Consider the following 25,417-nt stretch of genomic DNA (forward strand, 5'->3'; position numbering starts at 1 on the left):
ACCACTACTGCAATGAAGGTCTTTCTCGCCGAATACTCCGTATGCAACGACCCCGAGCTTGCGCCCGAGGGCGCCGCCATGCTCGCCGCCATAAGCGGGAGTTTTGAGCGGTGCGGCTACGATGTGGTGACGCCCGAGCGCCCCGACTTCGAGGGCGAGATCAAAAGACTCGCGCCGGAGTGCGACGTAGGCATGGTCATCGCGCCGGATCACCTCCTCTTCCGGTACACGCACCTCCTCGAACAGTTTACGCATAATGTCGGGTGCGGGAGCATGAACGCGGCGGTCTGCGCCAACAAACAGCGGACGGCAGATATACTCTCCCGGAACGGTATGGACGTCCCTCCCGCTGCCGGGGAAGGGAAGAGAGTCGTCAAACCGATCACGGGCTGCGGCGCCCTGGGTGTCCGGCTGACGGATGAGGAGCCGGGAGCCGGCGAGTTCGCACAGGCATACGTCGAAGGAGAGGCGCTGAGCGTGAGCCTGGTGGGGAGCCGGGTGACCGGCAACGTCTGCGAGTTCTACACGGGCGCCCCGCCGCTCCTGCTCGCCGTCAACCGGCAGGATATCTTCGTTGCGGACGACGGGAGGTTCCTCTACCGGGGGGGAGAGACGCCTGTTCATCCCGACCGCGAGGAGGAGATCGTTGATGCCGCTGTCCGGGCGATGAACGTCCTCGGGTGCCAGGGGTATGCCGGGATCGACGTCGTCGTCGGTGACCGGATCTACGTCGTGGACGTCAACCCGAGGCCCACGACCAGTCTGGTCGGCATCGCGGCCGTCATGGAGGAGGAGATCGCCGATATCCTCGTCAAAGCATCGCACGGCGGGGCCCCGGCGGAGGTGCACCTCTCCGGGAGGGTGCGGTTCGACAAGGACGGGGGGCTTCACCGGCTATGATCGGGATCGATATCGGCGGCGCGAACCTCAAGATCATCGACGGCGCCGGCGTGCATATCCACTACTGCCCGCTCTGGCAGGGCGCACCGCTCGCCGAGCTCCTCAAGCAGTATGCCGGAAATCCCGCCGCTGTGGTGATGAGCGGGGAACTCGCCGACTGCTTTGCGAGCAAGATGGACGGCATCCGGTGGATCGTCGAGGCGGTGCAAGAGGTTCTCCCCGGCGCCGTCTTCTACGGCACCGATGCAGCGTTCCACACCCGGCCGATTCCTGCCCTTGCCGCCGCAAACTGGCTGGCGTCGGCCGACTACCTGCGGGGGGACTACGCCGACGCGGTGCTCCTCGATGTGGGGAGCACCACCGCCGACGTCATCCCCTTAAACCGTTTTGAGGACCTCAGGGGGCTGACCGACACCCGGCGGCTGCAGGAACAGTACCTCGTCTACACCGGCATGCTCCGGACGAACGTCGCGACGCTGGTCTCATCGGTCACGCTCGACGGGATAGTGACCCCGGTGAGCACCGAGTACTTCGCCGCAAGCGCCGACGCCCACCTCGTGCTTGGCCACATCTCTCCGGAGGACTACACTGCTCCTGCGCCCGATGACGGCGAAAAGACCTCTGAAGCGGCACTACGGAGGCTTGCCCGGGTGGTCTGTGCCGATCTCGACGAGATCGGGAGAGATGGGGCGCTAGCGGTCGCCCGGGAGTTCTGGGATGTCCAGCGAACGCTGATCGCCCGTGCAGTAGAGCAGGCAGTATCCCGGAGCGGTGCCGGGCGGGTGATCACAGCCGGGATTGGAGCGGACCTCTTTGCCCGTGAACTCGGCGGCGTTACGCTTTATGAGGAGATCGGAGAGGTCTCGGACGCGCTGCCGGCATACGCTGTCAGGGAGGTGGCGCTACGGCGTTCCGGTGGAGACTGACCCTTCTTCTGCTTGTGGTATCGATCGCCGTCACGGCCGTATCGCTGGCGTCAGGATTCCCGTTCTTCTTTCTTTTCCTGTTCATACCGGTGATCCCGCTCTTTGGGAGATCCCCTGCTGTGAAACGCTGCCCGGCCTGCGGGTGGGAAACCGCAGGCGGCGAGCGCTTCTGCCCCTACGATGGGACGCCGCTCACGGTCGAGGGTGAAGGTGGCAAGGTTCAGCAAGGAGAGCGGTAACAGGAAACCGAAGAGGTCGGTTGCGGGGATCGTCCCGAAGTTGCGGGAGGCGTAGTTTCGGATCGTTCCCCGGTCGACGACGATCCCCATCGCCCGGAGGTGTTGCGCCACCTGGTTGAAGGGCATCTGCTGCGAGAGGAGGAGGCAGAGATCGACAATGGGCGACGCGAGACGGGTTTCGGGGTAGAACGGGGCGTCCGCATAGCAGAGGGCGCCGCAGTCCTGGCAGTAGAACCGTTTTACGAAGACCCGGATAGTGCGTTCTCTCCCGTTATCGAGTATGACGGCAAACCGCTTCGCTCGCATATCGTGCCCGATCACCTGACCCCTGCACGACGGACAGGCATCGAGATCGGCGAATATCACGCCGTCCATCGACGCGAGGGCGTTTCCCACCAGGTCGACGAGCATCGGCGGGATCGGTACTGTCTTCTTTGCTATGGCAATTCTCTCCCGTGCAATTGTATGAGTGGGTATGCATCCACCGATAATAACATCTCCCGTCAAACGGGAGCGGGCGGCATGGTGGATAGGTGCAACCCGCAGGAGAGAGCCCCGAAGAGGGGCCGGTTTTGCTCTCCCGCCGCCCTGGTTTTGGTCCCGGTACAATCGGGCTCTTGAGCGCCCGGAAATGCCGCTGATCAGGCGTGAGTTCAGCACTTATATTTGGTTCAGATCCTGATCGGGGCCGAAGTTTTACTGATTCTCATGCGTGTAAATTCCCGGCTAACGGATTTGGATTGACATTTATCCGCCAATAGTTCTGGGAAATGGTGGGTAAACCTGGTTAACTAATATAATTTAAGTAACTTAACACCAGATATTCGGCTTGCCATAGAGGTGTGGTAAAATTATGACGTTGAAGTATGTTGCCACAACGTGCCCTTACTGCGGTACCGGCTGCAGTTTCAACCTTGTCGTCCAGGACGGCAAAGTTGTTGGAACGGCACCGTACCGCCGCTCACCCGTGAACGAGGGAAAGGTCTGCCCCAAGGGGACCTACGCTCACGAGTTCGTGAACAGCCCGGACCGCCTCACGAAGCCGCTCATCAAGAAGGACGGCAAATTTGTCGAGGCGACCTGGGATGAAGCATACGACCTGATCGCACAGAAATTCAAGTCGTACAAGCCCGATGAGTTCGCGGCGCTTGCATCGGCCCGTGTCTCCAACGAAGAGAACTACCTGCTGATGAAGTTCACCCGCGGTGTGATGAAGTCCCGCCACATCGACCACTGCGCCAGGCTCTGCCATGCATCCACGGTTGCGGGCCTCGCCGCCTCGTTCGGCTCCGGTGCGATGACCAACTCCATCGGTGACATCGCCGAGTCGAAGTGCGTCTTTATCCTCGGGTCCAACACATTCGAGCAGCACCCGCTCATCGGGCGCAGGGTGATGCAGGCCAAGAAAAACGGCGCGAAGATCATCTACGCCGATCCGCGCTACACCGCGACCGCGAAGCAGGCCGATCTCTACATGCCGTTTGTGTCCGGCAGTGATGTCGCCATCCTCAACTGCATGATGCAGGAGATCATCAAGAACGGCTGGGAAGACAAGGAGTTCATCGCCAACCGGACCAAGGACTACGAGAAACTCAAGGAAGTCGTCATGAAAGACACTTACAGCCTTGAGAACGTCTCGAAGATCTCCGGTATTCCCGCCGAGAGCCTCAAGACCGCTGCCGAGTGGTTCGGTACCGCCGAGTCCGCCGCGCTCCTCTACTCGATGGGTATCACCCAGCACACCGTCGGCGTCGACAACGTCCGGTCGACCGCCAACCTCCAGATGCTCACCGGCAACCTGGGCAAGCGCGGCGGCGGCGTGAACGCGCTCCGTGGCCAGAACAACGTCCAGGGCGCCTGCGACATGGGTGCGCTCCCGGTCGTCTTCACCGGCTATCAGAAGGTCATCGACGAGTCCGCCCACAAGAAGTTCGCCGATGCCTGGGGTTTCCCCGACGGCATCTGCGAGCCGAAGAACGGGTATGAGGTCACCGTCATGATGGACGTCCTGACCGACAACCCCGGCGAGCTCAAAGCGATGTACATCATGGGCGAGAACCCGATGCTCTCCGACCCGGACCTGACCCACGTCAAGCACGCCATCGAGAGCCTGGAGTTCCTGGTCGTCCAGGACATCTTCCTGACCGAGACCGCCGAACTCGCCGACGTCGTGCTGCCTGCGGCATGTTACGCCGAGCGCGACGGCACCCAGACCAGCACCGAGCGGCGCGTCCAGATGTGGCGCAAGGCCCAGGACCCGCCTGGCGAGGCGAAGGTCGACTGGCAGATCATCAGCGAGCTCGCCGCGAAGATGGGTTACGCCGACCAGTTCCCCTACCAGAGCGCCGAGGAGATCTTCGACGAGATGGCCGCCGTCACGCCGTCCTACCACGGCATGAACTACGAGCGGCTCAACCGGCCCGAAGCACTCCACTGGCCCTGCCCCGCAGTCGACCACCCCGGCACCCCCATCCTGCACATCGGCAAGTTCTCGCATCCCGACGGCATGGGTGTCTTTGCGCCCCTCGAGTGGAAACCGCCGGCGGAAGTTCCCGACGCGGAGTATCCGTTCGTGCTCACGACCGGCCGTGTCCTCTGGCACTGGCACACCGGCACCATGACCCGCCGGTCTGCAACCCTCGACCATGAGGTCCCCACCGGCTGGATCGAGATCAACCCCGAGGACGCGCAGGCACTCGGCATCAAGGACAAGGAAATGATCCGTGCCATCACCCGCCGTGGGTCCGTCGACGTCCCCGCGAGGGTGACCAGAGACATCATGAAGGGTGTCATGTTCATGCCGTTCCACTTCAAGGAATGTGCTGCGAACGTCCTGACGAACAACGCACTCGATCCCGTAGCAAAGATCCCCGAGTTCAAGGCCTGTGCTGTGAAGGTCGAGAAGATTACGGAGGCCTGAACATGGTAACTAAAGGCGATATGTTCTACACATGGGCGGCAGACGCCGATGTGCTGAAAAAGGGGGAGTGCGGGGGTGCGATCACCGCCCTGCAGCAGTATGCCCTGAAGTCCGGCATGGTGGACGCCGTCCTTGCCGTCAAGAAGGGTGCAGACCTCTACGACGCGGTGCCGACCGTGATCACCGATCCTGCGGAGATCGCAGAGACGGCGGGATCGCTCCACTGCGGAACGCTCCTGCTCTCGAAACTGGTGAAGGACTATCTCGATAACAACAAGACCGCGAAGCTCGGCGTCACCGTCAAGGGCTGTGACACGATGGGCCTTATCGAGCTCGCGAAGCGGAATGCGGTCGATATGGATCGCCTCCTCCTGCTCGGTGTGAACTGCGGCGGCTCCGTCAGCCCGGTCCTGGCCCGGAAAATGATCGCCGACAAGTTCGAGGTCGACCCCGACCTGGTTCACAAAGAGGAGATCGACAAGGGCCAGTTCATCATCGAGTATGAGGGCGGCCATAAAGGGATCAAGATCGACGACCTCGAGGACGAGGGCTACGGCCGCCGCAGCAACTGCCGCCGGTGCCTCTACAAGGTCCCGCGCCAGGCTGACCTCGCCTGCGGGAACTGGGGCGTCATCGGCGATAAGGCCGGTAACGCCACGTTCGTCGAAGTCTGCTCCGACAAAGGCGCGAACCTTCTCGACGCCGCCGCAAAAGCCGGTGCCGTCGCCACCGAGGCCGCGAACCCGAAGGGTATCGAGATCCGCGGCAAGGTCGAAGGCGCCATGCTGAATCTCGGCAACAAGTGGCGGAGGAAGGACTTCGAAGCGCTTGCCTCCGACCTCTGGGGAACCATCGCCCGCGAGACCGGCCGGTGCATCAAGTGCTACTCCTGCATCGAGAACTGCCCGGTCTGCTTCCCGGTAGCGGACGAACTCAAAGGAAACTCCCGGATGGTCACTTCAGGAGAGGTTCCGCCGAACCCGATGTTCCATCTTCGCAGGTTTGCGCATATCTCGGACTCCTGCATCAACTGCGGCCAGTGCGAGGAACTCTGCCCGATGGATATCCCGCTTGCGCTCTTCTCCCACGCCGTCAGGACCGAGGGCGACACTACGTTCGAGCCCAAACTCGGAAAGGCACCCTACACGAACTAACCTTTTTTTCATAATGCTGTATTTCGGGGCGCATCCAGGATCAGGCTGATTTGATGCCCGGGAATGCGTGTTCAAAAGAGGATGGCTGATATTTTGCTGGCCGCCCGGTAAAATGTAGGCTCTACCCCACAGATATTCACCAAAAATGGGGATGTTAATCACTATAATTAAATATTCTGAACCTAGTACTTCTATGTATCCGAGGTTTTAACCATGGATCTCAAGTATGTACAAACCACATGCCCGTACTGCGGTACGGGGTGCAGCTTTAACCTCGTCGTGAAGGACGGGAAGGTTGTCGGCACACAACCTTACAAGCGTTCTCCAGTCAACGAGGGAAAAGTTTGCCCCAAGGGCACTTACGCTCACGAGTTCGTGAACAGCCCGGACCGCCTCACAAAGCCGCTCATCAAGAAGGACGGCAAGTTCGTCGAGGCGACCTGGGACGAGGCCTACGACCTGATCGCACAGAAGTTCAAGTCGTATAAGCCCGATGAAATCGCCTGCCTCTCCTCAGCCCGTGTCTCGAACGAAGAGAACTACCTGCTGATGAAACTGGCACGCGGCGTCTTCAAGACGCGCCACATCGACCATTGCGCCCGGCTCTGCCACGCATCCACCGTCGCCGGTCTCGCCGCCTCGTTCGGCTCCGGTGCGATGACCAACTCCATCCTCGACATCGCCGAGTCGAAGTGCGTCTTCGTCATCGGGTCCAACACATTCGAGCAGCACCCGCTCATCGGCCGCAAGATCGTCCAGGCTAAGCTGAACGGCGCAAAGGTCATCGTCTTCGACCCGCGCTACACGCCGACCGCCAAGCAGGCTGACCTCTACGCCTCCTTCTACTCCGGCACCGATGTGGCCGTCCTCAACTGCCTGATGGGAGAGATCATCAGGAACGGATGGGAGGACAAGGAGTGGGTCTCGAAGCGTGCAAAGGGATACGAGGAACTCAAAGCGACCGTGCTCAAGGATGATTATCTCCCCGAGAACGTCGAGAAGATCTCCGGCATTGCTGCTGCGGACCTCAAGACCGCAGCCGAATGGATCGGTACCGCCGAATCCTCCGCGCTCCTCTACTCGATGGGCATCACCCAGCACACCGTCGGTGTCGACAACGTCAAGTCGACCGCTAACCTCCAGATGCTTACCGGAAACATCGGCAGGCGTGGTGGCGGCGTGAACGCACTCCGTGGCCAGAACAACGTTCAGGGCGCCTGCGACATGGGTGCGCTCCCGGTCGTCTTCACCGGCTACCAGAAGGTCATCGACGAGGCCGTCCACAAGAAGTTCGCCGACGCCTGGGGCTTCCCTGACGGCATCTGCGAGCCGAAGAACGGCTACGAAGTCACCGTCATGTTCAACGTCCTGACCGACAACCCCGGCGAGCTCAAGGCGATGTACATCATGGGCGAGAACCCGATGCTCTCCGACCCGGACCTCACCCACGCAGAGCATGCACTTGAGCAACTCGAGTTCCTGGTCGTCCAGGACATCTTCCTGACCGAGACCGCCCAGCACGCGGATGTCGTGCTGCCCGCCTCCTGCTATGCAGAGAAGGAAGGCACCCAGACCAGCACCGAGCGGCGTGTCCAGATGTGGCGCAAGGCACAGGACCCGCCCGGCGAGGCGAAGGTCGACTGGCAGATCCTCAGCGAAGTGGGGGCCGCCATGGGCTACGCCGACCAGTTCCCCTACCAGAGCGCCGAGGAGATCTTCAACGAGATGGCCTCCCTCACGCCGTCCTACCACGGCATGAACTACGAGCGGCTCAACCGGCCCGAAGCACTCCACTGGCCCTGCCCCTCCGAGGACCACCCCGGCACGCCTATCCTGCACATCGGCAAGTGTTCGCACCCCGACGGCATGGGCGTGATGCACCCCATCGAGTGGAAACCCCCGGCGGAAGTCCCCGATGCGGAGTACCCCTACATCCTCACGACCGGCCGCTGCCTCTGGCACTGGCACACCGGGTCCATGACCCGCCGCTCCGAGACGCTCGATAACGAGGTCCCGACCGGCTGGATCGAGATTAACACAGAGGACGCGCAGGCGCTCGGCATAGCAGACAAGGAGATGGTCCGGGCGACCTCCCGCCGTGGCACGGTGGACGTCCCCGCGAAAGTGACCGACGAGATCAAGAAGGGTGTCATGTTCATGCCGTTCCACTTCAAGGAATGTGCTGCGAACGTCCTGACGAACAACGCACTCGACCCGATCGCGAAGATCCCTGAGTTCAAGGCCTGTGCTGTGAAGGTCGAGAAGATTACGGAGGAGGCCTGAAAATGGCAGCGAAAGGAGACATGGTCTATGCATGGGCAGCCGACGCCGCCTGCCAGGAGAGGGGCGAGTGTGGTGGAGCGGTCACCGCTCTGCTGACGCACGCGCTCGAGTCCGGCATGGTGGATGCTGTCTTTGCCATCAAGAAGGGACAGGACATCTACGATGCGGTCCCCACACTCATCACCGACCCCGCCGAGATCGCAGAGACGGCAGGTTCGCTCCACTGCGGAACGCTCCTGCTCTCGAAGCTGGTCAAGAAGTACCTGGAAGGCGCCGAGAACATGCGGATCGCTGTTCCGGTGAAGGGCTGCGACGCGATGGGCCTCTACGAGCTCGCGAAGCGCAACCAGGTCAACCTGGACAACATCCTGATGATCGGCCTCAACTGCGGCGGTTCCGTCAGCCCGGTCCTGGCCCGGAAGATGATCGCCGAGAAGTTCGAGGTTGATCCCGACGACGTCGTCAAGGAAGAGATCGACAAGGGCCAGTTCATCATCGTCACCAAGGACGGCCAGCACAAGGGCATCTCGATGGACGAGCTCGAGGAAGAAGGCTACGGCCGGCGCAGCAACTGCCGCCGCTGCAAGATGAAAGTCCCGCGCCAGGCTGACCTCGCCTGCGGGAACTGGGGCGTCATCGGCGATAAGGCCGGTAACGCCACGTTCGTCGAGGTCTGCTCTGAGAAGGGTGCAAACCTCCTTGATGCAGCCATAAAGGCCGGAGAACTCAAGACCGAGGCCGCGAACCCGAAGGGTATCGAGATCCGCGGCAAGGTCGAGAACGCGATGCTGAAGCTCGGCGACAAGTGGCGGGCGAAAGACTTCGAGGCACTCGGCGAGGGCAAGGAGCGCCTGAAGACGATCATGGACGCGACGAGCCGGTGCATCAAGTGCTACGCCTGCATCGAAAACTGCCCGATCTGCTACTGCGTCGAGTGCAGCACGAAGAAGGCTTACCTGGTCGAGCCCGGTCAGGTTCCGCCGCCCTTCATGTTCCACCTGATCCGGTACGCCCACATCTCGGACTCGTGTATCAACTGCGGCCAGTGCGAGGAGAACTGCGCGATGGATATCCCGAACGCGCTCTTCATGCACGCTCTGCAGGTTGACCTCCAGGAGATGTTCGGCCACACCCCGGGTGTGGACATGGAGCTCCCGGTGCTCGCCATGGTCGAGGAGCAGACGGAACGCAAGCGTCTCTCCGACACCGGCAGCGACCAGATCTTCAACATCTTCGAGTAAGATCTCCCCCTCTTTTTTTTGATAGGTTACGGCCCGGCAGATGCCGCCTTCTTCTCCGGTCAGCGACTATAGGGGCTCCCATAGTTCGAGGGCCATGCCTGCGGCAGGCTAACCCGGATGCTTTCGTTACGAACCGAATTACGTTGCGCATCAACCCGCGTTCATGACAAAAAAATAGCCTGGGGAGAAGATTTCCATTATCGGACCCCTTTGAAGCCCTATTTCGGCTGTCATTCTTCCCTGACGAGATTGGTGCTGAACTCGGCTCGTCCCGGGACGACTTTTTTTTTCTCGGGCATCTCCGCATGCCGTGGATCGTGGTGGCCTGCGCACCTTCGGTGCTCGAATTCCCGCCGTGCCGCCGGTCGTTTATCGCCATGGGGGTGGGGCTGACGGGGAGTGCGATGTTCCGATAGGAACGGAGCATGAGCACCAATAGGTGCGAGGGGGTCTCCCCCTCCCCTGTCTCGCGCGAAGAACCGCATATCTCAGGCTCCACCCCGCCCGCGCTTCGCGCTCCTCCCCCTTCCTGCGGGCGGGGGCAGTCATGGCGATAAGCGATGGTTCGGAGAACCTGAGCTAGAGCACCGAAGGTGTGAACCCGGTGGAAAGCCGTACCCCGGAGTGCGGCCATCTGGAACAAGCAGTGGGGTTCCAACAAAGCTGAAAAAGAGAGATTTCTGCTCACGCCGTAGCGTGAGAAAGTGCCGGGATGGTACTCTGATCGGAGAAGGTTTCCTCGTGGCCGTCAGGGAACCGGACCACTGTCAGGTCGGGGGAGAAGTCAGCCTCGACAAGCGGCGCAAACCAGTAACTGTCGAGGATCGCCTGTGCCCCGGTGAGGTCGAGGCCCGGTGTCGAGTAGGTTTCCCTGTCGTCGACATCACTGGTCTTTGCAAACCTCGTAACAGAGAACGCGGCAACGTCGCTCTCGGCCGAGGCCACTGTTACGGGAACCCCCAGTGCATCCTCGAGCGCGGCCTTCAGCTCCTGCTCCGGTTCGGCAATCTTGAAGAATACTGCGATCCTCTCGATCCACGAGAGGGTGTAGTTAAAGGTGATCTCCGCACTCCCGTCCTCTTCCACGACAATCACAAGATTGTCTGCACTAAAAGCCCCGGCCGGTGCCGCCATAAATGCCAGGACCAGGAGGGAGGCGACCAGAATTTCGCGTCTCATTCGTGTACCTCAAACAGCCATACGCCGTTTGCATGGATAAATATTTGGAAGAAGCCTCCTCTATCTCACGGCATCTTCCAGCCGCTTCATCCGCGGGCGGCGGGTGGGAGACCCGGCCCGGACCGCGGGGGCCGCGCCCCGCGAGTCCCTCTCCCGGCAGGCATCGCTCGCCGTCAATGCACCCGCAGCCAGAGGTGCAGGTTGCGGTAACCGGCGTCGGTGAGATTGTTTCTGGGGATGTTTTGGGGCGGCGCCTCCTTGAAGAGGAGGAACTCGATCCGGTTCGTATCCGGATCCATGATCCGGAAGGTGTAGGGCTGCTCCACGGTCCGGTTGTGCGGCACCGTGACGGAGAACCGGTCGAGGGGTGCCGCGGAGACGACCGTCGACTGGTTTGTCGCGTTATCGAACCTGCTCTCGACGGCAAACGTCTCCACCGTGTAGGTGATATCGCGGTACTCGTGGTTCCCGATCCCGATGATGACCGTCTGCGGCGTTCGGGACATGAATTCGGTCGGGTAATCGGCCGCTTTTCCTCGTGGTCCGAGGATGTAGAACTCGGTAAACTTCTCGCCCTCTTTCGGGACCACGACGATGAAGACCGTCGTCGCGACGGCCACGAGGACGGCGGCAATGAGGACAACGCTCAAGACCCGATCGAACCGGAATGTAGAATCTCCGGAGAATTCTTTCCGTATCGAAGTCCGGTGCGTGCTGAAGGGAACTGCAAAACGGCTCTCTTCCGGGAGTTCCCGGCGCCGGAACTGGGTGATAAGGGCGATGACGAGACTGAACGCCAGGAGGGTGATGGCGAGGGGGTCGAATCGGATGTCCCAGGGCGTGTAGTTGAGCATGAGGGCGAAGAGCGGTGCGATTGGTATGGAAAGCCCGATCGAGAGGGCGATGCGGTCTAGTCCGGCAAGGTCGCCCCTTGCCGGGAAGAGTGCCGCAGTCAGGAGGTAGCCGGGGATGAAGAGGATGAACGGCAGGACGAATACCACGCGGAGGAGACTCTCACTAATGAGCGGCGCATGCATGCCTGCAAGGGCGAGCAAGACGCACAGGTAGATGCTCTTTAAATCCACCGGGATGGTGCGGGGGTCCAGGGAACCCATGAGGAGCCTTGCGGTGGTTTCGGACGTCATTCTGTTACCCCATGAAAAGCATGCTATAAATAGGTTCTCCGGGCGCAGACTCCTGCTGCAGCAGCCGTCCACTTCGGTTCTGCCTCTACCAGGGCAGTGAGCGGCGTGTTTGCCCGCACGTTCCGGGAAAAATCAGCATCTTTTAATCGAATCGTGACCAACTCGAATTCATATGCCCCCGGGAGACTGTGACGATCGGGCGTTCACCGGACTTGAAGCGGCCATCGTCTTCATCGCCGTTATCGTCGTTGCATCGGTCTTTACGTACGTCGTTCTCGGGATGGGCATGACCACGTCGCAGAAGAGCCAGGAGACGATGCATGCCGCTCTCGGCGAAGCCGGTTCCGCCCTCCGCCCGGGACAGTCGGTCATCGCCAAACTGGATAACGATCAGGGTCTCATCAGGTTCTTGGAGTTCGATCTTGAGACTGCGACCGATCTCGCCGTCATCGATATGGGGAGCATGACCTACACCATCACCACGAAGGATGTCTTCGTCACGTTCCCCCCCGGCGACGACCGCGTAACCGTCACCTGGCGGTATCCGGAAGATGGCGGACCCCTCCTGGAGTCGGGGGAGGTTGTCACGGTGAGACTGGAGATGGAAAGCGTGGAGGTTGGGCGAGGAGATACGTTCACCCTCCAGATAACCGCTGCAGGGGGGGCAACCGCTGCGCTGACCAGAGATGTTCCTGCGGGTATTGCGAAGAATGTCTACGTCGAACTCTTCTGATGCCGGGTTCACCGGCCTCGAGGCTGCGATCGTACTCATCGCGTTCGTCGTCGTTGCAGCCGTCTTTGCGTATGTCGTCCTGGGGGCGGGCATCCTTTTCTCCGAGGAGAGCCGGTCAACCGTTCATCAGGGCATCCGGGAGGCCGGGTCGAGTATCACCGTGACCGGTACCGTCTACGGCGTCAGCAAAACCCCTGGAAAGGTAAATTCCATCCTTGTCCCGGTCAGCCTCACTGCCGGTAGCGAGCCGATCGATATCACCACGATATCCGTCCGCCTGATCGGGTCCTCGCATAAGGAGGTGATTGACCGGAATGAGCCTCTCATCGATGCCGTTCCTATACATGGCCACTGGAGCGTCCAGGAACGGTTCAACGCCGACTCCGATCACCTTCTCGAGGCTGGAGAGCAGTTCATACTGAATATCACACCGGACGGCAAGTCGGATTGCAAGCCGTATCGGACGTTTGCCGTCGAGATCAAACCGGCGGGCAGGGTAGCGCTCCGGGTGGAGAGGACGGTGCCGGGCAGTATCACCGCGATCACCCGGCTTTGACTAACGGCGCTACCCGGCGTACAAGAACTCCTGGTACCGTATCACCCCGATAACCCCGACAGCACTCACCGCTGCAAGCAGCAGGTAATTCTCCGGCCCTGCCCCGACCATCAGGATGCTCTCCGGGCTGCCGGTTGCCCAGGCGAGGAGGGATGCGAGGGCGAGGATTCCGAGGAGCGGGACGGATACGCGGACGAGTGCCGCGGCGAGCCTGGAGATGCCGGGCCCGAAGCCGCGACAGGCGGCAAGAGCGATCCCGGCCGATGCGGCCAGGAATATCCATTCTGAGAGCGAAGAGATCTCGGCAAGGATTGCCCCGCCGAAGTAGTTGGTGAACTCGTATGGCTCGTACGGACCGAGGAGCGGGAAGTACCAGGTGACGGGCATCGCCCACATGGCGTCGAGAACCTGATGGGAAAGGACACCGGCAGTGACGGCGAGGAGCGCAAAGGATTCCCGTCTCCGGTACAGGGCGATGCCCGCAACCGCGAGGATCGTGAGAAAGAGCAGCCCGTGCCCGAAGAGCCGCCCGGAGTTGAGGGATCCCCCCAGAAGGAGGTGGCCGACCGGCTTATCGATCAGGTCGGGGAGGACGGCCCCGAGAGCAGAGAAGCCGATGAGCCGCCGGTCACCGAGGCGTCCGGCGATCGCGAGGCCCAGGACCAGGCCGAGGAACAGGTGGCAGGCGACGAACATTTTTTATAAAGATGATACGACCGGTTATAATCCTGCTGTTCGGGGTAGGGCAAACGATATGAGCGGAGAGAGCCGATAACTCCTGGATTATGGCAACGCTGGACCGGCAGGAGATCCTCATCATCTTCGCCTCGTTCCTCATCGGCAGCGCGGCGGGGTGGTGGAGCCGCATGCACTGGGATGACGGCCTCATCGCCGTCATAGCGACGCTTGCCGGAACCGTTGCCGGCTACCTTATCATCGTAACCGTTCTCCGGGCTGCGGGTCACCCGGTCGGGTAGCCGGCGTGGAAGGGGCACTCCTCCCGCAGGCATTCGCGGTTGATATCGCTGAACTCGCATTGCACCGTTTCCTCTACCGGGAGGTTCACCCCGAACCGCTCGGCAAGGAACGTGACCGCGGTGCGGATGGCAAGCCACGAGTCGCGTTTGCAGCACCGGGGGCCGCCGTGCCGGCCTATCGTCATCAGGCTGCGTGCGGTCATCTGGTTAGCAAGCGACCATTCCTGCTTTTTTAAGGGCGTTGATCCGGTGATCAGGCTCACGAAGATGCCGGTGCCGACCGCCGCCCCACAGGTGCCGTGGGTTCCGCAGGCCCCTCCCGGAACCTCGCCGGCCCTCACACGGGCCCGCCCAAGCAGTTTCCCTTTTCTCCCTGGCTCTCCCCGGTGGTTGCAGTAGGCGGCGATGAGGCACGCGGGCACGAGAAAATGGTGCTCCGGCCCGTGCATCCTGACTGCCGGATACCGCATCAGGATACAGGCGATGGCAAGCGGATCTTCAAGTTCCGTTGCGATGCAGAACTGCTCGATGAGGTCGAGCGCCTCCAGGCCGTGGCACCGGTCGCAGACGAAGTGCCCGGCTTCGCAGGCGACCGTGGTGCTCATGACCTCCCCGCAGACGGCGCACGCAAGGTCGCGGGGCTCCTCGCTGTACACGAGATTCCGGCCGCATATCAGGCATCCTGCCTTATGCTCCATGCCATAGGGTAGGTCGCCGTATCCCATAATCCTCTGGCCCGGCGGATCACGTGGCCGCGGATTGGCCGGAGCGGCGTATGCGGCCGGTATCGGGTTCCGGCGGGAGATCCGTTCCCTGCTGTTCCCGCACCCGTCCGTCTTCGATCGCGACGACGCGGTCGGCGATGGTCAGGAGCGACGGGCGGTGGGTGATGAGAATGGTCGTCCGGTTCCGGACGAGAAGCCGGAGCGTCCGGCAGATCTGCTCCTCGGTCTGCATGTCGAGCGCGGACGTGGGTTCGTCGAGGATGAGGATGGGCGCGTCTTTGAGGAACGCTCTGGCAATGGCGACTCGCTGCCGCTGGCCGACGGAGAGCTGCGTTCCGCGCTCCCCGACGATCGTCCGGTACCCCTCCGGGAACCTCATGATCTCATCGTGGATCTGCGCTTTCCTTGCGGCTTTGACGATTTCCTCGAAGGTGGCCCCGGGCCTGCTGTAGCGGATGTTCTCCTCGATGGTGGTGTGGAAGAGAAAAATATCCTGCGAGACGAGCGACACCTGCCGGCGCAGCCACCTCGGATCGAGCGACGCAAGATCGCGGCCGTCGAGGGTGATCGTGCCTTCCTGCGGCGCGAACGCCCGGAGGAGCAGGTTGATCATCGTCGTCTTCCCGGCACCGGTCCGCCCGACGATGGCGATCACCTCACCTGGATGGATGACGAGGTTTGCGTCAGCGAGAACCGGTTCCGACTCGGTATACCTGAACCAGACGCTGGAAAGTTCTATCCTGCCCAGCACCGCGGCGGGCACGACCCCGCCGCCGGCCGGCTCCCCGTCCATCGAGAAGAGTTCACGCAGGCGGGCGGCGGACGTCGCTGCGGGTTGCATGACGACGGGGAATGCGAAGAAGGTGTTGACGGTGGGCGCGAACGTCACGACGTAGACCGCGAACGTGACGAAGTCCCCGACGGTCATGCCGCCGGCGAGCACCTCGCTCCCGCCGACCCAGAAGACGGCGATCAGCATGAGCGACATCGTGCCGATCCTGAAGTACTCTGAGAGCGCCGAGAGCATCGTGTTTCTGATCCGGGCATCGACCATCCGTGCAAGCGTCCCGGAGACCCGGGTCACTTCCCGCTCCTCTGCGGCGTGCGTCTTTACGGTGTCGATGCCGGAGATCACCTCCTGGATGTCGCGGGAGACGTAGGCCTGCCGTTCGCGCTCCCGGTGGGTGGCGGCGCGGATCCGCCGGATGAAGACGGCGTTGATCAGCAGGTAGAGCGGGATGAAGGCGGCGATGACGAGGGTGAGTTTCAGACTCAGGATGCAGAGGATGGCAAGGGTGAAAGTGACGTAGAGGCCGTTTGCGACGATCAGGGGGAGGTACTGGGAGACGGTGTACTGCAGGATCTGGACGTCGTCGGAGAGACGTGACATGATGTAACCGGTCTGCTGCGACTTGAAGTAGGAGAGCGGGAAATCCAGGACATGTTCGACGAGGGCGGTCTGGAGGTTGAAGGCGTAGCCTTCCCGGAACCGGGCGGTCCAGTAGTTCCGCAACAGGTCCATACCGCCGGTGAAGAGCCCGAGCACCAGGAGGGCGGCGATGAGGGTGTCGAGCGACGAGAGGAGCCCGCCTGCCCCTGCGAGGAGTGCGTCGGAGGTTTCTGTTCCGCCGAGCAGGATGTTGTCGATGAAGAACTTGATGCTGAGCGGGAGCACGGTCTTTGCCGCCGAGACGAGAACGGTCGCTGCGAGGGCCAGTACGCCCACGTTCCGGATCGGCCGGGCGAACCGGAGGAAGAAGGCGAGATCAGGGAACCTGAGATCGTTTCTCGCCGTCACTGGCTGGCGCATGGTATCCCGGGTGAAGGCGACGGCTCTCCGGCAGCAGTCTGCGATGCTCATGGTATGGGTCCTGGTGAGGAGCGCGCTCCGGTCTTTTGCCGGGTCTCCGTTGCAGTCCCATGCCTTGCTGGCGTATAATACCTGTGCCCGAAAAAAAGGTTACAGCTGGGCCGAGGGGTTTGCCCTGACCGTCCCGGGAACGACCACTCTTTTCTCAAGGATGTTGACGGCGACGGTCGTGATCGAGACCAGCACAAGGTAGACGACGGCGACGGCCGCAAACGACTCCGTGTAGAGGAAGTACTTCGTCGCCACCTGTTTCCCCGCCCCGGCGAGCTCGATCACCGTGAGCATGTAGGCGAGCGACGAGTACTTGATCAGGTAGATGAACTCGTTTGAGAGCCCCGGTATCGCCCGGCGGAGCGCCTGCGGCAGCACAACGCTTCTGATCGCCTGCCACCGGGTCATCCCGAGCGCCTGGGCGGCGACCATCTGGCCTTCCTTGATCGATATAAGGCCGCCGCGGATGTATTCGGCGTTATACGCACTGTTGCAGAGGATAAAACCGAGCACCGATGCCACGAACGCGGTGAATGTGATCCCGATCGACGGGAGCCCGAAGTAGAGGATGAAGAGGAGGAGGAGCAGCGGCGTGCCTTTGATGAAAAAGACGTACGTCTTGCAGAGCCAGGAAATGACCGGGTGGCCATACTGCCTTCCCACCGCAATGGCGACCCCAAGCGCGAGGCCGAACGGGGCGGAGCACGCGATCAGTTGCAATGTCACGATCAGCCCCTGCATCAGCGCCGGGAAGAGAATCTCGAAGAAGAATGCCGTCTGATCCATGCTGCTCCTCAGTCATCCATCCGGGAATCTATCCGACCGATGAAGTCCTTCATCCGGGTAAACTGCGGATCGTGCAGGAGCAGGTCGGGCGACCCCTGTTCGGCAACCACGCCGTTCTCCATGAAGAGGACCTCGTTTGCAACCGAGCAGGCAAACCCCATCTCGTGGGTGACGACGAGCATCGTCATCCCGTTCCGGGCCAGTTTCTTCATGACCTCCAGCACCTCCCTCGTCAGCTCGGGGTCGAGCGCAGAGGTGGGTTCGTCGAAGAGGATGACATCCGGGTCCATGGCAAGCGCCCGGGCGATGGATACCCGCTGGGCCTGGCCGCCGGAGAGTTCGGCCGGATAATGGTCAGCCCATTCCTCCAGCCCGACCTGCCGGAGTTCAGTGAGCGCTTTTTCGTGCGCCTCTGCTTTGCCCATACCCTTGACCTTCAGGAGCGCCAGTTCCACGTTTTTCAGCGCGGTGAGGTGGTCGAAGAGGAAGAAGTTCTGGAAGACCATCCCGATCTTCTGCCGGAAGTAGTTGATCCGGGCCCCCGAGTTCGTGACTTCCTCCCCGTCGAGCCAGACCTGCCCGCGGTCGGGCGGCGTCAGCTGGTTGATGCACCGGAGAAGCGTGCTTTTCCCGGTTCCTGAGGGGCCGATGAAGACCTTCGTCTCACCGCAGTGGACGTCGAACGATACCCCGCGCAGCACCTCGGTGCCCCCGAAGGACTTGTGTATGTCCTCGACTCTCAGCACAATGTCGTTGTCGTTCATACTCTACATCGCTCCGCTTCCGAATCCCGGAATTTCTATCTTCGCCTCAAGCCTGTGCAGGAGTTTGAGACCCCCGTAGTTCAAGACGATGAAAATCCCCGCTGCAGCGAGGTAGATTGGTATCGTGATGTGCGTCTGCGTGACGATCCTTGCGGTGATGGTGAGCAGCTCCACGACCCCGATCGCGTAGCAGACCGCCGAATCGGTCAGGATGTTTGGGTACTCGTTCGACCAGCCCGGGAGCGCTATGCGCACCGCCTGGGGGAGGATGACCGAACGGATGGCGGTGAACCTGCTCATCCCGAGCGACCGTGCCGCGATCATCTGTCCTTCGCTGACCGACTGGATGGCTCCCCGGAAGATCTGGGACTGGTATGCCGCTCCCCGGAGACCCAGCACGACCGCCCCGACGACAAACGCCGAGAGATGGCCGAGCCCGATTGCCGGGAATATGCCGAACCAGAAAAGGAAGAGCAAGATGAGAATGGGGAGGCCCCTGAAGAACCAGACGTAGATTCCGACGGCCCACCGAATCGGCCGCGCCCCGTACACCTGGCCGAGCGCCATGGGCAGTCCGAGAAGGACGCCGAGGCCGAGGGCGGCGAAGACAAGACCGAGGGTAGAGGAGACACCTGAAAGGAGATACGGTAACCAGTCGATGAGAATCGGTAAAACGTCCATTTGGCTATCCCTGAATCATTGCAGTCTCTCCGACGGGAAGAACGACGCCGGGTACTCTACGCATGAATCTGACGGAGAGCAAAATAAACGTTGCCAAATCTGCCTCAGTTGAGCAGGACGGTCGTTCGCCACAGCGGGATGTTTTTATCCCCGGAGGCGGGTTCGACCGTATCCGCTGCAAACGCTCTCCACGCCACGCTCCAGGGGCTCCAGCAACACTTAAGTATGTGGGCGAGGGGGAAGGAGGGGTATGCCATCTGCACCCGATATCAGGGTTCCTCTCGATGTGCCCTCCGAGGAACAGGAGAGGTACCGGGAGAACTACCGGAAAATCACGCACGGTACCGGGAGGTTGATGCTCTTTGCCGGAGACCAGAAGGTCGAGCACCTCAACGACGATTTCTATGGCGAAGGCATCCACTCCGACGACGCCGATCCAGAACACCTCTTTCGGATCGCGAGTCGGGCGAGGATCGGGGTCTTTGCGACGCAACTCGGGATGATCGCCCGCTACGGCGAGGATTACCGGGACGTGCCCTACCTCGTCAAGCTCAACTCCAAGACCCACCTGATCAAAACCGCACAGCGCGATCCGCTCAGCTCGGAACTCCATCTCGTCCGGCAGGTCGTCGACCTCCGCGACCGCACGGGGCTTGCAATCCTCGGCGTCGGCTACACGATCTACCTCGGGAGCGAGTACGAACCGATGATGCTCTTCCAGGCGGCGCAGATCGTCAGCAACGCGCACGCAAACGGGCTCACCACCGTGCTCTGGATGTACCCCCGGGGCAAGGCGGTCAAGGACGAGCGCGATCCTCACCTGGTCGCGGGCGCGGCCGGGGTCGCGGCGACCCTCGGGAGTGATTTCGTGAAGGTGAATCCCCCGAAGGCGGGCGGCACGATCGACGCCGCGCTGCTCCGGGAGGCGGTGGCGGCCGGCGGCAGGACGGGCGTCGTCTGTGCGGGCGGGTCGCATGCCGACGCGCCGGAGTTCCTGCAGCAGCTCCACGACCAGATCCACGTCGGCGGCACGGTCGGGAACGCGACTGGCAGAAACATCCACCAGCGTCCGTTCGACGAGGCCGTCCGGTTCTGTAACGCGATATCGGCGATCACCCTCGACGATGCGGGTGTCGAGGAGGCGGTCAGGATCTACGGGGGAGGTAAGTGAGGGCATGACGACGGTCGCCATACTGACGGGAGGAGGAGACTGCCCGGGCCTGAACGCGGTGATCCGGGCGGTCGTACGGACAGGGGCGAAGCACGGGTTCGACGCGGTCGGGATCCGGGACGGATGGCACGGGCTGGTCGCCGGGAACGTCGAGCCCCTCACCGATTACTCGGTGACCGGGATCCTCCCGAAGGGCGGAACGATCCTCGGGACGTCGCGGACGAACCCCTTCAAGAACGAGGCCGACGTCCAGCGGTTGCGCGACAACATCAGGAAGTTCGGGATCGACGCGATCGTCGCGATCGGCGGCGAGGATACCCTCGGCGTCGCGAACAAACTCTCGAAGATGGGCATCCCGGTCGTGGGTGTCCCGAAAACCATCGATAACGACGTCGGCGCGACTGACTACACCTTCGGATTCGATACCGCCGTCGCCATCGTCACCGAGGCGATTGACCGCCTCCACACGACGGCGGAGTCGCACCACCGGGTCATGGTCGTGGAGGTGATGGGGCGCCACGCCGGGTGGATCGCGACCGTGGCCGGGATCGCGGGCGGGGCCGATGAGATTCTCATCCCGGAGATCCCGTTCGATCTCGACGTGGTCACCCACCACCTCCGGCTGCGCTACGAGCGGGGAAAGAAGTTCAGCATCGTCGTGGTCGCTGAAGGCGCCCAGCCGAAGGGGATGGCGGAGGCGATCGCGCAGTCCGCCCGGACGGATGAGTTCGGCCACGTGACCCTCGGCGGTGTCGGGAACTACCTGCGCGACGAACTCGAGAAGAGGCTCGACATGGAGGTGCGGGTGACGGTGCTCGGGCACATCCAGCGCGGCGGGTCGCCGACGGCGCACGACCGGGTGCTCGCGACCCGGTTCGGGGTGGCGGCGGCGGACCTCATCAAGGAGAAGGACTTTGGGAAGATGGTCGCGCTCCGGGGGAACGATATCGTCGCGGTCCCGATCGAGGAGGCGGTGGCGAACCTCAAGACGGTGGATATGGACCTCTACAAGATCGCGAGCATCTTCTACGGAGGGTAAGCGGCACCCCTGACCTCCCTACCGGCGGTGCAGGTGCCGGTGGTGGATGTCGGGCTGGTGCGGGTGCTCGTGTGCGAGTTCGGCATGGGCGTGAACGTGGGAGTGTTCCCCGGCCGCTGAGAGCGGCGGGTCACCGGCCTCGTGGTCATGGTCGTGGTGGAGGTCGTCGTGGCGGTGGCGGTGCTCGTGGACGGTTGCCGGGTGCCGGTGAGGATGGGAGTGCTTCTCGGAGACCATCAGCCAGGCTCCGAGCGCCATGACGGGTAACGCGACGTAAAAAGCGCCCGCCGGGAGTTCGGCGAAGAGCAGGAGCGAGAAGAGGACACCGAAGAACGGGGAGACGGCAAGGAGTGAACCCGCCCGGGCTGCGCCGATGCCCCGGAGGGCGAGGAGGAAGAGGATGCTCGTCAGTCCTCCGTAGCAGAGGAACCCGACGATCATGGCGGCAACAACAGCGGTCGGGGCCGGGAGGTGCTCCCCGGCGGCAACCGCGACGAGGAGCGTGGCGGTGCCGGCCCCGATCCCCTTTATGACGATGACGAGGAGAGGGTCCTTTGCCGAGAGCCGTTGCCCCAGGTTGTTGTCGACCGCCCAGAAGAGGCAGGTGAGCAGGATGCCGAGAGCCGGAAGGGAGAGGCCGAGTCCGGCGGCCGGGTTCCAGGTGAGGAGGAGGCACGATGCGGTGATGCACCCGAGCGCAACCCAGACGCGGTGGCTCACCCACTCCCCAAAGATGGTCGCGGCAATCAGCGTCGTCGCAACGGCCTCGAAGTTCAGGAGGAGGGCCGCCGTCGCCGCAGGCGTTCCCGGGAGGCTGTATACCAGGGTGACCGGTGCGAGAATCCCTCCAAAGAGCGTCACGCCGATGAGCCAGGGGATCTCGCTCCTGCCGGGCGGCGCCTCGATGTGACTCCGACGGGTGCCCGTCGCTGTTCTGGTGAGGGAGAAGAGCAGTGCGCCGCAACCGCTCCCGAGCGAGACGAGTGCGGCGAGAACGAGCGGCCTGATATCGGCGAGGAGGAGTTTCGTGAACGGGGCGCTCCCGCCGATCAGAATCGCCGTCGCCAGCGCGCAGAGGACGGGTGTCCGGTACTGCGTCAGGGTGGATCCATTCTCTACGGCGGCGGGTTTACGCGGGTACAGGAGAGTTGCCTCCGGGATGATTGAATGTCGTGAAAAAGGAGGGACGAATCGTCCCCGGTTACTTCAGGTTGTGCTCTCAGTGAGGTTGTGCTTCTCTTTGAGTTCTTCCCAGTAGGGATCGGCCTGGAGTTCCGCGATCGCCTCGTTCATGAACTCGAGGAGCGCGGTGTCGTCCTTTCTGATGGCGACGCCGAACTCCTCCATGGTCTCGACGGAGCCGATGGTCTTGACCGGCTTGCCCTTGATGATGTCCTGGATGGAGACGTCGTCGTACATGACTGCGTCGACCCTGCCTGCCTCAAGATCGTTGACGGCAAGCTGCGTGTTGGCGTAGGTCTTCAGGTTCTCAGCGGGCATCGTCCCGTTCTCGATCAGGTTATCCTCGATCCAGGTTGCGGCGGTGCATCCCTGCTGCGCCCCGATGATCACCTCCCCGGCAAGGACGTCCTCAAGCGTCACGTCCGCATCCTCGCGCGTCACGACGTCCTGGTTGACGGTCCAGTAGGGGTTGCTGAAGTTGACCGCTTCCTGCCGCGGCGGGGTGATCGACATCCCTGCGTAGACCATGTCGATCTTCCCTGCCTGGAGCGCGGGGATGATGCCGCTCCATTCCACCGGCAGGAACGTCACTTCGATGCCCTTCTGCTCGGCGATCCACTTCATGGAATCGACATCGAATCCCTGGGCGTTGCCGTCCTTATCGACGTAACTGTAGGGAGGATACGCATCGTCGATGCCGACGATGTAGGAGTCTTTCAACCCCGCCTCTCCGGTCTGTTCGGTCGTTCCGGTGCACCCTGCACCTGCGACTGCGAGCACTGCGACGATACATGCAAGCAGTGTGAGAATGCCATGCGTTTTCATAAGGAAGAATTTAGTTAGATGAGTAAAATTAACCTTTTGATTTGGCCCTGCCGAAGAGCCTGTTTAGCCGAGAGTCTGTCCAGGAAACTTGCTTGATGGGGATATCCTGTTTATTCTGCCGCAGGTTGTTTCCGGATTACGCCGGGTGTGTCCTCATCACACATGGTCTACTGGGAATTGCCGCAAGAGTCACGCCGGCTTGTTCGTTCAGAACATCTCGCACATCGCTGCTGCGGTGACGATAGGTGTTTATAGTACCGTACCCTGCCCACGGTCGACTCCCTGTGAGGAGCCGGAGATCAGGTGGTGAGGAGCATGAGAAAAGAGTCCGCCACGAGCGGGATGTCAAAAGTTGCCGGGCCCCTGCAGGAGATCGATCCGCGGGAGATCGAGATGATCATGTCCCGGATCAACTTCCCTGCATCAAAGAGGGATCTTATTACCCGGGCGCAGGATAGCGGAGCGTCGCAGGCTGTCCTCGAAACGGTGAACCTATTTCAGGAACGTCAGTATAACAGCATGGACGAGATCCGATCCGAACTTAAGAGGATCCGGCAGAGATAACCTTTTTTTTCAGCGGCCCATGTCGAAGGGGGGGTCTGCCGCCGAGTGTGCACGAAACCCCCAGAATCCGGCTTAGAACACCTCTTAAACTGTTGGTGGGCCGGTTCTGCCACCAGGCACCCTGGGCCGTGACCGCCAACCTATATCAAATCCCCGGGCGTATGCCGTGGCATGCTCATCATCGGACACCGCGGGGCGAGGGGTCTCGGGCCGGAGAACACCCTGCTGGCTCTGCGAAAGGGTATGGCGTGCGCCGATCTCGTCGAGGTCGACCTGCGTCTCACGCGGGACGGCATCCCGGTCGCGATCCACGATGCAACCGTTGACCGGACGACGAACGGAACCGGGCCGGTCAAGGGGCATACCGTCGAAGACCTGGCCGGACTGGACGCCGGCGAGGGCGAGAGAATTCCGACGCTAGGGGAGGTTCTCGACCTCGTCCGCAACGTTACGGGGCTTGTCGTGGAGATCAAGGAGCCCGGGACGGAAGCGATCATCGTCTCGGCGCTCATGGATCGAATGCCGGAACGACTCTTTTTGGTCTCGTTTCACTCCGAGAGTGTTGCCACGGCAAAGAGGCTCCTCCCCGGGGCGCAGGCGGGCTTCATCTACTCGGAGGAGACCGGCGATCCCGTCGGGCTCGCCCGCTCGGTGCAGGCCGATCTCATTCTCCCGAGGTGGGATCGGGTCTCGCACGAACTGGTGGAGGAGGCGCACGCAGCCGGGCTGCTTGTCGTCCCCTGGCTCTTAAACACCGAGGACGATATCCGTGAAGCGCTCCGGCTCGGCATCGACGGGTTTTCAAGCGACGATCCCTGCGTTTCCCGGCAATACTTGAGAGATTGACCGGGGAACGCCCGGTCAGACAAGCGTCCCCGGGAGGTGCTTGAGGAGCCACGCCTTCACCTCGACGTAGAGGCTCTCGGCTGTCTCGTCGAGGGTGTGCCCCGCTCCTTCGTAGATGACCAGCCGTCGGGGTTCGCCGGCACGCCGGTAGACCTCCTCCGAGGCGGTATGGGAGAGAACCGGATCCGCGTCCCCGTGCACCAGGAGGATCGCCGCACGGCCACCGAGGGCGGCGACCGGTTCGGTTCCGGTGGCCTGGGTGGCGATGGTGACGACGGTCCTGACCGCCGGGACGTTCGCCGCCGCCTGGATCGTCACCGCTCCCCCGAGTGAGTGCCCGACCACCCCGGCGGCCGCGACGCCCTGGCTCTCGAGATAGCGCAGCCCAAGAACCGTGTCGAAGACTGATTCCACGAGGTCGGCCGGGTGCCGGTACTGCACCCGGAGAGCGCTGATTCGGTGGTTCGGGAGATCCTGTGCCAGCCGCGGGTAGAGTCCCCGTGCCGGGGTATCGAACCCGCCGCCGGTTCCGCCTACCATGACGACGCCGGTCCGGGCTCCCTGCGCTTCGTAGTAGCGGCAGACGGTCGTCCCCCGGTCGGTCGTGATCTCCACGATGTCGTAGACCTCACTGGCCTGCGGCGTTCGCCTGACATCCGTTGGGCGCACGTCGACTCTCGCACCCTCTACTTCGATTGCAGCCGTTCCGAGCATGGAGGG

At 62.2% G+C, this 25,417-nt stretch carries 26 protein-coding genes; 13 read left to right on the forward strand and 13 right to left on the reverse strand.

Annotated features, from left to right (window positions below; all coding sequences use genetic code 11):
- Nucleotides 1-12: 12 nt before the first annotated feature.
- Nucleotides 13-900 (forward strand): ATP-grasp domain-containing protein, encoded by an 888-nt coding sequence (locus FGW20_RS06755; protein WP_301677323.1) that lies wholly within the window; start codon nt 13-15, stop codon nt 898-900.
- On the forward strand, nt 897-1,826 hold the full coding sequence (locus FGW20_RS06760; protein ID WP_301677324.1) for a hydantoinase/oxoprolinase family protein: 930 nt from the start codon (nt 897-899) through the stop codon (nt 1,824-1,826). Before FGW20_RS06755 ends, FGW20_RS06760 begins: the two co-directional genes overlap by 4 nt.
- A gap of 50 nt (nt 1,827-1,876) precedes the next feature.
- Here FGW20_RS06760 and FGW20_RS06765 read toward each other — a convergent pair whose 3' ends face one another.
- On the reverse strand, nt 1,877-2,476 hold the full coding sequence (locus tag FGW20_RS06765) for a hypothetical protein (RefSeq protein ID WP_301677325.1): 600 nt from the start codon (nt 2,474-2,476) through the stop codon (nt 1,877-1,879).
- A gap of 442 nt (nt 2,477-2,918) precedes the next feature.
- On the opposite strand from FGW20_RS06765, the gene fdhF (FGW20_RS06770) reads away from it, so the two are divergent.
- From fdhF (FGW20_RS06770) to FGW20_RS06785, 4 genes are all read left to right on the forward strand, one after another.
- Nucleotides 2,919-4,985, forward strand: coding sequence for a formate dehydrogenase subunit alpha (fdhF, locus tag FGW20_RS06770; protein WP_301677326.1), 2,067 nt, complete (start codon nt 2,919-2,921; stop codon nt 4,983-4,985).
- Nucleotides 4,986-4,987: 2 nt separating this feature from the next.
- Complete coding sequence (locus tag FGW20_RS06775; RefSeq protein ID WP_301677327.1) at nt 4,988-6,139, forward strand: Coenzyme F420 hydrogenase/dehydrogenase, beta subunit C-terminal domain; 1,152 nt, start codon at nt 4,988-4,990, stop codon at nt 6,137-6,139.
- Nucleotides 6,140-6,352: 213 nt separating this feature from the next.
- Complete coding sequence (fdhF, locus tag FGW20_RS06780; protein WP_301677328.1) at nt 6,353-8,422, forward strand: formate dehydrogenase subunit alpha; 2,070 nt, start codon at nt 6,353-6,355, stop codon at nt 8,420-8,422.
- A gap of 2 nt (nt 8,423-8,424) precedes the next feature.
- Complete coding sequence (locus FGW20_RS06785; RefSeq protein WP_301677329.1) at nt 8,425-9,663, forward strand: Coenzyme F420 hydrogenase/dehydrogenase, beta subunit C-terminal domain; 1,239 nt, start codon at nt 8,425-8,427, stop codon at nt 9,661-9,663.
- Nucleotides 9,664-10,347: 684 nt separating this feature from the next.
- On the opposite strand, the gene FGW20_RS06790 is transcribed toward FGW20_RS06785, so the two are convergent.
- On the reverse strand, nt 10,348-10,842 hold the full coding sequence (locus FGW20_RS06790; protein ID WP_301677330.1) for a hypothetical protein: 495 nt from the start codon (nt 10,840-10,842) through the stop codon (nt 10,348-10,350).
- 173 nt (nt 10,843-11,015) lie between these two features.
- The gene (locus FGW20_RS06795) at nt 11,016-11,987 is read right to left on the reverse strand and encodes a DUF1616 domain-containing protein (RefSeq protein WP_301677331.1); all 972 of its coding nucleotides are present in this window, start codon (nt 11,985-11,987) and stop codon (nt 11,016-11,018) included.
- A 172-nt stretch (nt 11,988-12,159) separates the two neighbouring features.
- Here FGW20_RS06795 and FGW20_RS06800 point away from each other — a divergent pair, with 172 nt between their 5' ends.
- Nucleotides 12,160-12,720: a flagellin gene (locus FGW20_RS06800; RefSeq protein WP_301677332.1), complete on the forward strand. Its 561-nt coding sequence runs from the start codon at nt 12,160-12,162 to the stop codon at nt 12,718-12,720.
- Complete coding sequence (locus tag FGW20_RS06805) at nt 12,698-13,276, forward strand: flagellin (protein ID WP_301677333.1); 579 nt, start codon at nt 12,698-12,700, stop codon at nt 13,274-13,276. The genes FGW20_RS06800 and FGW20_RS06805 overlap by 23 nt, the downstream gene beginning before the upstream one ends.
- A gap of 9 nt (nt 13,277-13,285) precedes the next feature.
- On the opposite strand, the gene FGW20_RS06810 is transcribed toward FGW20_RS06805, so the two are convergent.
- A complete protein-coding gene (locus FGW20_RS06810) occupies nt 13,286-13,972 on the reverse strand; it encodes a metal-dependent hydrolase (protein WP_301677334.1) in 687 nt (228 codons plus the stop codon).
- 89 nt (nt 13,973-14,061) lie between these two features.
- Between FGW20_RS06810 and FGW20_RS06815 the strand changes: the two genes are divergently transcribed.
- The gene (locus tag FGW20_RS06815) at nt 14,062-14,253 is read left to right on the forward strand and encodes a hypothetical protein (protein ID WP_301677335.1); all 192 of its coding nucleotides are present in this window, start codon (nt 14,062-14,064) and stop codon (nt 14,251-14,253) included.
- Here the strand turns inward: FGW20_RS06815 and FGW20_RS06820 are convergent.
- The 6 genes from FGW20_RS06820 to FGW20_RS06845 form a co-directional block, all read right to left on the reverse strand.
- The gene (locus FGW20_RS06820; protein WP_301677336.1) at nt 14,238-14,951 is read right to left on the reverse strand and encodes a DUF5714 domain-containing protein; all 714 of its coding nucleotides are present in this window, start codon (nt 14,949-14,951) and stop codon (nt 14,238-14,240) included. The two genes, FGW20_RS06815 and FGW20_RS06820, sit on opposite strands and share 16 nt — an antisense overlap.
- 46 nt (nt 14,952-14,997) lie before the next feature.
- Entirely contained in the window at nt 14,998-16,839 is a 1,842-nt protein-coding gene (locus tag FGW20_RS06825) for an ABC transporter ATP-binding protein (protein ID WP_301677337.1), read from the reverse strand.
- A gap of 99 nt (nt 16,840-16,938) precedes the next feature.
- Nucleotides 16,939-17,625, reverse strand: coding sequence for an amino acid ABC transporter permease (locus FGW20_RS06830; protein ID WP_301677338.1), 687 nt, complete (start codon nt 17,623-17,625; stop codon nt 16,939-16,941).
- Between the two features lie 8 nt (nt 17,626-17,633).
- Nucleotides 17,634-18,389, reverse strand: a complete 756-nt coding sequence (locus FGW20_RS06835) for an amino acid ABC transporter ATP-binding protein (protein ID WP_301677339.1) — start codon at nt 18,387-18,389, stop codon at nt 17,634-17,636.
- A gap of 3 nt (nt 18,390-18,392) precedes the next feature.
- Nucleotides 18,393-19,070, reverse strand: coding sequence for an amino acid ABC transporter permease (locus FGW20_RS06840; RefSeq protein ID WP_301677340.1), 678 nt, complete (start codon nt 19,068-19,070; stop codon nt 18,393-18,395).
- Between the two features lie 104 nt (nt 19,071-19,174).
- Nucleotides 19,175-19,327: a hypothetical protein gene (locus FGW20_RS06845; protein WP_301677341.1), complete on the reverse strand. Its 153-nt coding sequence runs from the start codon at nt 19,325-19,327 to the stop codon at nt 19,175-19,177.
- Here FGW20_RS06845 and FGW20_RS06850 point away from each other — a divergent pair.
- Both FGW20_RS06850 and FGW20_RS06855 read left to right on the forward strand, forming a co-directional pair.
- Nucleotides 19,321-20,241: a beta/alpha barrel domain-containing protein gene (locus FGW20_RS06850; RefSeq protein ID WP_301677342.1), complete on the forward strand. Its 921-nt coding sequence runs from the start codon at nt 19,321-19,323 to the stop codon at nt 20,239-20,241. The two genes, FGW20_RS06845 and FGW20_RS06850, sit on opposite strands and share 7 nt — an antisense overlap.
- A 4-nt stretch (nt 20,242-20,245) precedes the next feature.
- Nucleotides 20,246-21,280 (forward strand): 6-phosphofructokinase, encoded by a 1,035-nt coding sequence (locus tag FGW20_RS06855; RefSeq protein WP_301677343.1) that lies wholly within the window; start codon nt 20,246-20,248, stop codon nt 21,278-21,280.
- An 18-nt stretch (nt 21,281-21,298) separates the two neighbouring features.
- On the opposite strand, the gene FGW20_RS06860 is transcribed toward FGW20_RS06855, so the two are convergent.
- Nucleotides 21,299-22,444 carry a DMT family transporter gene (locus tag FGW20_RS06860; RefSeq protein WP_367617927.1) on the reverse strand — a complete coding sequence of 382 codons (1,146 nt, stop codon included), beginning with the start codon at nt 22,442-22,444 and terminating at the stop codon, nt 21,299-21,301.
- Between the two features lie 42 nt (nt 22,445-22,486).
- Complete coding sequence (locus FGW20_RS06865) at nt 22,487-23,287, reverse strand: ABC transporter substrate-binding protein (protein ID WP_301677344.1); 801 nt, start codon at nt 23,285-23,287, stop codon at nt 22,487-22,489.
- A 315-nt stretch (nt 23,288-23,602) separates the two neighbouring features.
- On the opposite strand from FGW20_RS06865, the gene FGW20_RS06870 reads away from it, so the two are divergent.
- Together FGW20_RS06870 and FGW20_RS06875 are read left to right on the forward strand one after the other, a co-directional pair.
- Nucleotides 23,603-23,851: a DUF2795 domain-containing protein gene (locus tag FGW20_RS06870; protein ID WP_301677345.1), complete on the forward strand. Its 249-nt coding sequence runs from the start codon at nt 23,603-23,605 to the stop codon at nt 23,849-23,851.
- Nucleotides 23,852-24,022: 171 nt separating this feature from the next.
- Nucleotides 24,023-24,697 carry a glycerophosphodiester phosphodiesterase gene (locus tag FGW20_RS06875; protein WP_301677346.1) on the forward strand — a complete coding sequence of 225 codons (675 nt, stop codon included), beginning with the start codon at nt 24,023-24,025 and terminating at the stop codon, nt 24,695-24,697.
- A 15-nt stretch (nt 24,698-24,712) separates the two neighbouring features.
- On the opposite strand, the gene FGW20_RS06880 is transcribed toward FGW20_RS06875, so the two are convergent.
- Entirely contained in the window at nt 24,713-25,411 is a 699-nt protein-coding gene (locus FGW20_RS06880; RefSeq protein WP_301677347.1) for an alpha/beta hydrolase family protein, read from the reverse strand.
- Nucleotides 25,412-25,417: the final 6 nt, after the last annotated feature.

Origin of the sequence: Methanoculleus methanifontis (assembly GCF_030464365.1) — an archaeon.
Classification (GTDB): Archaea; Halobacteriota; Methanomicrobia; order Methanomicrobiales; family Methanoculleaceae; genus Methanoculleus; species Methanoculleus methanifontis.